Origin of the sequence: Kitasatospora sp. NPDC036755, from assembly GCF_040636595.1 — a bacterium.
In the GTDB taxonomy this organism is placed as follows: domain Bacteria; phylum Actinomycetota; class Actinomycetes; order Streptomycetales; family Streptomycetaceae; genus Kitasatospora.
The window spans coordinates 1-5414 of record NZ_JBEZUT010000452.1 but is presented as its reverse complement, the minus strand read 5'-3'; the positions used below and the strand labels follow the sequence as shown (position 1 = coordinate 5414).

Here is a 5414-nt window from a genome sequence, read left to right as displayed (position 1 = left end):
GACTCCGCCTCCGGCCGACGCGACCGCACCAACGCCACACACCGGACACCCTCCCCGGCACCGTCCAGGACATCCTGCGCCATCCCGGTCAGCACGCCGTCCGGGCCGAGCTCCAGGAACACCGAGACGCCCTGCTCGTGCAGCGTGCGCACACCGTCGGCGAAACGCACGGTCTCACGCACGTGCCGCACCCAGTACTCCGGGTCCCGCAGCTCCTCACCCGCGACCGCGCCCGTCACATTCGACACCACCGGAACCACCGCCGGCGCGTACGACACCGAGCGCGCGACCTCGCGGAACTCCGCCAGCATGCCGTCCATCAGACCCGAGTGGAACGCGTGCGAGACCGAAAGCCGCTTCGACTTCCCGAACCGCGACGCCACCTCCAAGACGGCGTCCTCGGCACCCGAAATCACCACCTGCGACGGGCCGTTCACCGCCGCGATCGACACGCCATCACGCAGTTCGGCCACCACCTCGGCCTCGGTCGCCCGCACCGCGACCATCGCACCACCGGCCGGCAACGCCTGCATCAGACGACCACGCGCCGCCACCAACCGCGCCGCATCCGCCAGCGAGAACACCCCCGCCACGTGCGCCGCCGCCAGCTCGCCCACCGAGTGACCGGCCACGAAGTCCGCCTGCACGCCCCAGGACTCGACCAGACGGAACAGCGCCACCTCGAACGCGAACAGACCCGGCTGCGCCACACCCGTCGCCTCCACCGCGGAGGCGTCCCCGCCCCAGACCACCTCCCGCAGCGGCACCTCCAGATGCGGATCCAGCTCCGCGCACACCTCGTCGAAAGCCTTCGCGAACACCGGGAACGCCTCGTACAACCCCCGGCCCATTCCGAGCCGCTGACTGCCCTGCCCGGTGAACAGCACCGCCGTGCCACCCTGAGGCGCAGGCGTCGAATCGCCTTCCGCCACCGCGGCCAGCGCTTCCCTCAGCGTCGCGTGGTCGGCGCCCACCACGGCGGCGCGGTGGTCCATCGCGGCCCTGGTCGTGGCCAGCGAGAACCCGACGTCCATCGGGTCCAGCGCCGCATCGCCCTCCAGCAGCGCGAGCAGCCGGGCCGCCTGACCTCGCAGCCCCGCCTCCGAGCGCGCCGACAGCACCCACGGCACGAGCGGAAGAGTGCCACGCTCCACGGCCTCGACGGGCTGCTCGGCGCCACGCGGCTGCTCGGCGTCGAGCGCCTCGGGGGCTTCGGGGGCTTCGGAAGCCGAGGGGGCTTCGATGATCACATGGGCGTTGGTGCCACCGAACCCGAAGGAGGAGACGGCGGCCCGACGCGGGCGCCCCTCGACCGCCGGCCACTCCCGCGCCTCGGTCAGCAACTCCACCGCACCCGCCGACCAGTCCACCTTCGGCGACGGCTCGTCCACGTGCAGCGTCTTCGGCATCACCCCGTGCCGCATCGCCAGCACCATCTTGATCACACCCGCCACACCCGCCGACGCCTGCGCATGACCGATGTTCGACTTCAACGACCCCAACCACAAAGGCCGTTCGGCCTCCCGGCCCTGCCCGTACGTCGCCAGCAACGCCTGCGCCTCGATCGGATCACCCAGCGCCGTCCCCGTACCGTGCGCCTCCACCACATCCACATCCGCCGACGCCAACCGCGCCGACGCCAACGTCTGCCGAATCACCCGCTGCTGCGACGGACCGTTCGGCGCCGTCAGACCGTTCGACGCACCGTCCTGATTCACCGCACTGCCCCGCACCACCGCCAGCACCCGGTGCCCACGCCGACGCGCCTCCGACAACCGCTCCAACAACACCACCGCCACACCCTCGGCCCACGCCGTCCCATCGGCCGACGCCGCGAACGCCTTGCACCGGCCATCGACCGCCAGCCCCCGCTGCCGCGAGAACTCCACGAAGGCCAGCGGCTCGGACATCACCGTGACGCCGCCGACCAGGGCCATCTCCGTCTCGCCCTGGCGCAGGGACTGCGCGGCCAGGTGCAGCGCCACCAGCGAGGACGAGCACGCCGTGTCCACCGTCACCGCAGGCCCCTCGAGACCCAGCGTGTACGACACCCGACCGGAGGCGACACTGCCGGCCGTCCCGGTGCCCAGGTAACCCTCGATCCCCTCGGGCAGCGGAGACACCTTGGTCGCGTAGTCGTGGTACATGACGCCGGAGTAGACGCCGACCTTGCTGCCGTGCAGCGCGGTGGGGTCGATGCCCGCCCGCTCGAAGGCCTCCCACGAGGTCTCCAGCAGCAGCCGCTGCTGCGGGTCCATCGCCAGCGCCTCGCGCGGCGAGATCCCGAAGAACCCCGCGTCGAACCCGCCGGCGTCCCGCAGGAAGCCGCCCTCACGGACGTACGAGGCCCCCACCCGGTCCGGGTCCGGGTCGAACAGGCCGTCCAGGTCCCAGCCGCGGTCGTCCGGGAACTCCGAGATCGCGTCCCGCTCGTCCACGAGCAACCGCCACAGCTCCTCGGGGGACGTCACCCCGCCCGGCAGCCGGCAGGCCATCCCGACGATCGCGATCGGCTCGTGGTCCCTCGACTCGAGCTCCTCCAGCCGTTTGCGGGTCTGCCGGAGGTCGGTGACCGCGCGCTTCAGGTAATCGCGGATCTTCTCGTCATTCGCCATGGTCAGCCTGTTCCTTGGGTCGGGCGGGGCACTGTCTGCGGTTCACGACGGGCTGGTTCAGGACAGCCCGAGTTCCTCGTCCATGAGGTCGAAGAACTCGTCGTCGGTCGCCGCGTCGAGATCGGTGTCGATCGCGGGGGCGCTCGGGCCGATCCCCCACTTGGTCACCAACTCACCGATCTTTCCGGCCACTTCGGAGCGCGTGTGCTCGTCCGCGAGCAGTGCGGAGAAGGCCGCGTCCAGCCGTTCCAGCTCGGCCGCCACGGAGTCCGCGCCACCCGCCGCCTCGGGGACGAGCCGGTCCCGCAGGTGCTCGGCGATCGCGGCGGGCGTGGGGTAGTCGAAGAGCAGGGTGGCCGGCAGCCGGACCCCGCTCGCGTCGGAGATGCGGTTGCGGAGTTCGACGGCGGTGAGGGAGTCGAAGCCGACGTCCTTGAACGCCTGCTGCGCACCGATCGCGTTCGCCCCGGAGCGTCCCAGTACGGCCGCCGCGCTGCCCCGTACGAGGTCGAGCACCACCTTCGCCCGCTCCGCCTCGGACAGTCCGGCCAGCCGGCGGCCGAGCGTCTGCCCCTCCGTGACGGCGGCCTGCTGTGCGGCCCGGCGCCGGGGGCGGACCAGCTGCCGCAGGAGCGGCGAGACCGTGCCGGGGGCCGCGTCGGCGAGACCGCCGAGGTCCAGCTTGGCGGGGGTGAGGTCCGGTACGGCCGAGCGGAGCCCGGCGTCGAGCAGGGCCATCCCCTCCGCCGCGGAGAGTTCCAGCATTCCACCGCGCCGGATCCCGCGGGCGCCGCCCTCGTCGAGCCGGCCGCCCATGCCGGCCGACTGCGCCCAGAGGCCCCAGGCGAGCGAGCTCGCGGGCAGGCCCTGGGCCCGCCGCTGCCGCGCCAGACCGTCCAGGAACCCGTTGGCCGCGGCGTAGTTGCCCTGACCAGGGTTGCCCAGCACGGCGGCCGCCGACGAGAACAGCACGAACGCGGCCAGGTCCGTGTCGCGGGTCAACTCGTGCAGGTGCCAGGCGGCGTCGACCTTCGGACGGAACACCCCGTCCAGACGCTCCGGCGTCAACGCCGTCACCACACCGTCGTCCAGCACACCGGCCGTGTGCACCACCGCCGTCAGCCCACGCTCCGCCGGCACCGACGCCAACAGACCGGCCACCGACGCCCGGTCACCCAGATCACAGGCCACCACGTCCACCGACGCGGCGCCCAACTCCCGCAGACCCTCCACCAGTTCACCGACCCCGGCAGCGGCAGCACCACGACGACTCGCCAGCACCAGATGCCGCACCCCGTGCGCCACCACCAAATGCCGCGCCACCAAAGCACCCAGAGCACCACCACCGCTCACCAGCACCGTGCCCCGCGGATCCAGCGAACCGAACCCCGGCTCCGCCCCCTCCGCGCCCGCACGCACCAGCCGGGGCACCCGCGCCTCCCCGCCGGCCAGCACGACCTGCGGCTCACCCGACGCCACCGCCCGCGCCACCGGACCGCGCGACGACACCGAAGCGTCCGTGTCCGCGTCGACGTCCACCACCACGAACCGGCCCGGGTTCTCCGCCTGCGCCGACCGCACCAGACCCCAGACCGCGGCCACCGCCGGATCCTGCGCCACCCCACGGGTCAGCACCACCGACACACCGGAACCCTCACCGGCCAACCGCTCCCGCATCCACTCCAAAGCACGCCCGGCCAGCACCCGAGCCCGCTCCGGACCCTCACCGACCACCTCACCGACCAGGTCGCCGGTCAGATCCAACACCTCCGGCTCGACAGCACCCTCCTCCGGCAGCACCACCGGCACCCACTCCACCCGGAACAGCGCATCCCCCGCACCACGCCCCGCCGACGACAACTGGTCACCGGTCACCGCACGGAAGGCCAGGGACTCAACGTCGACCAGCGGGGCCCCTCCGGCATCGGCGATCCGGAGCGTCACGCTGTCCGCCCCGGAGCGGGTCACCCGGACCCGCAGCGCCGACGCACCGGCGGCGTGCAGACGGACACCGTTCCAGGCGAACGGCAGCAGCAGCCGGCCCTCGCCCTGGGCGACGGCCCCGAAGCTGGTGGCGTGCAGGGCGGCGTCCAGCAGGGCCGGGTGCAGGCCGTAGCGGCCGGCCTCGCCCCGGAGCTGCTCGGGCAGTTCGACCTCGGCGAAGACCTCCTCACCGCGCGTCCACACCGCCCGCAGCCCCTGGAACGACGGCCCGTAGCCGTAGCCGGTCTCGGCCTGGCGCTCGTAGAAGCCCTCGGTGTCCACGCGCTCCGCGCCGGACGGGGGCCACTCGGTCGACGCCGTGGCACCGGTCGCCGCCGCGTCGGCCTCGCTGTCGGCCTCGGTGAGCGTGCCGGTGGCGTGCCGGGCCCACGGCAGGTCGGCCGAAGCCCCCTCCGTCCGCGAGTACACGCCCACCGTCCGGCGCCCGGCCGCGTCCGCACCGGAGACCACCACCCGCAGCTGCACCCCGCCGGTGTCCGGCACCACCAGCGGCGCCTCGATCACCAGCTCCTCGACGGCACCGGCACCCACCTCGTCACCGGCCCGGACCACCAGCTCCAGCAGCCCGGTCCCCGGCACCACCACCACGCCCGACACCCGGTGGTCGGCCAGCCACGGGTGGGTGCGCAGGGAGAGTTTGGCGGTGGCGACGAGGCTGCCGTCCTCGGGCAGTTGGACCAGTGCGCCGAGCAGTGGGTGCTCGGCCGAGGTCAGGCCCGCCGCCGACACGTCACCGGCCGAGGCACCCGACTCCAGCCAGAACCGCTCGTGCTGGAAGGCGTAGGTCGGCAGTTC

General features: G+C 73.2%; 2 protein-coding genes. Both read right to left on the bottom strand.

Features of this window, described 5'->3' with window-relative positions:
• The coding region (locus AB0E96_RS37745; RefSeq protein WP_359830856.1) for a type I polyketide synthase at positions 1 to 2615 on the bottom strand (2615 nt) is incomplete at its 3' end.
• Positions 2616 to 2672: 57 nt separating this feature from the next.
• Positions 2673 to 5414: type I polyketide synthase (locus AB0E96_RS37740; RefSeq protein WP_359830853.1), on the bottom strand; the 2742-nt coding region annotated here is incomplete at its 5' end.